This is a genomic window from Microcoleus sp. PH2017_34_RAT_O_A (genome assembly GCF_020737885.1).
GTDB lineage: Bacteria > Cyanobacteriota > Cyanobacteriia > Cyanobacteriales > Microcoleaceae > Microcoleus.
Genome location: NZ_JAEQDD010000199.1, coordinates 1 through 1,608 on the forward strand (window position 1 = coordinate 1; position 1,608 = coordinate 1,608).

General features: G+C 48.8%; 1 protein-coding gene. It reads right to left on the reverse strand.

Features of this window, described 5'->3' with window-relative positions:
* Nucleotides 1–75: 75 nt before the first annotated feature.
* Nucleotides 76–1,350, reverse strand: coding sequence for an RNA-guided endonuclease IscB (gene iscB, locus JGK11_RS32670; protein WP_293214504.1), 1,275 nt, complete (start codon nt 1,348–1,350; stop codon nt 76–78).
* Nucleotides 1,351–1,608: the final 258 nt, after the last annotated feature.

The following is a 1,608-nucleotide window of genomic DNA, read 5'->3' on the forward strand; positions in this document are numbered from 1 at the left end:
TCACCGAAAGACGAGCGGGAAGCCCCTGACTTCAGGCATGGGGAGGAACGCGGCTGTGGCTTCAGCCACCTTAAACTATCCATAGGAGTAACCATCCTTTTTGTGAATCGGTTGACAATATTTGTGGCTAATGCCCGACACTCTTGCGGCCGTTGTTACGATGTCAAATGAACCGGATGCACGGCAGAGAACACGACCTCTATAAGAGCCGATTTTCTGGCCTGCGGTAACAGTCGCTTTGACGATATCGCCGGTCTGAAAACCTTTGTGGATTTGCGTCCGACAGCGGTGACGAGTTGGAAACCCATACTTATCGGTTCCGCACATTTGCCTGGTTCCATGCCCTTTCGCAACAATCAGTAACGGCTTCGAGGTCAAGACTTCGAGTCCATCGATTCGACCCACACACGCCGCATCTAGCCAATGGGATTTCGACAATTCTAATCGGGTACGATTGAACTTAGTTTGTCCGCCCGTTCCGGTGGTGACAGGTAATCCCGTTTCTTTCAGATAGTTGAACAAAACCCATCGGGTTGAATTCACCGCTGTCGCATCTTTTAGTGGTGATTTTGCCTGCTTCAAAATCCGATTTAGCAGGTCAGGCTGGCTCGATAGAAAGTCCCGAATATCCTGATTTCCCTTGCCTTGATTGCAGCCGTGACAAGCAATCGTGAGGTTGGAAACTCGATCGGAGCCCCCCTTTGATTTTGCTTGAATATGCTCAACTTCCAACGGGACGTTTTCGACTGAGCAGTAAGCACAACGACGATTCCACTTTTCGAGCAAATATTCTCTGACTTCGTAGCCTTTTAGTTCTCCCTGTTGATACTGAACGCCTGAGATTTCAGAGTTTTGCATCAGTTGCAAATCGAATCGAACTAGCTCTTGAGCCAGACAAGTGATGGGTGCAAGTCGGATGAATTTTTGCACCCAAGTCATCGTTGTTAAAACGCGATGCTGCAAGCTGGGAGCTAACCAACCATCAGGGCGAGTCCGGTTGAGAAAACGTGCTTGCCGATAGCGAGTTTTGCGATTCCGTCTCCCACGCCGCAGTTGACGACGAGAGAGCAAAGCATTCTGAATTTGCTGCCCTCGGTGCTGCAATTGGGCTCCAAAAATGATTTTGTTGCCTTGCTTAATCGCGATTCCCGTAACCTTGGAGCCAGGATCTAACTTGAGTTCCAAATCTTGCACAGTGGCTTCAGGACGAGCTTCTTTTAAGATGATGCTGAAAGGGAAACGACGCAAAACAGCAGCTTCTCCTGAATTGAGAAGATGACGCGCTGTTCCTGGATGCACTGGGTCAAGGGGTCGCTTGTTCGTGTCGAGAACAAATACAAAATTGGACATTTGAAAGTCTCCATTGCTGGGTAATGTTTGCTTCGCCAATGTTTTCTAGGCTTGTGGTGCTGGTTGCACTTCCTTAACCCATTACAGATGTTTAACAACCAGCGATAGAGCTACAAACTAGCAACGCATTTGTAGGTATCGTGACCATAGAAAACGTAGACGTTTGTTGCGTCTGAGGCTGGTCATGTTGTGGCTTGCATCCCGCTCGAAGAGTCGGACAGTCTACAAGCCCCTCCCTTTAGGGATGGGGTTCATGAC

Bases quoted from the DNA above. Each gene is read 5' to 3' on its own strand.
- iscB (WP_293214504.1), bottom strand. From the start codon at position 1,350: ATGTCCAATTTTGTATTTGTTCTCGACACGAACAAGCGACCCCTTGAC.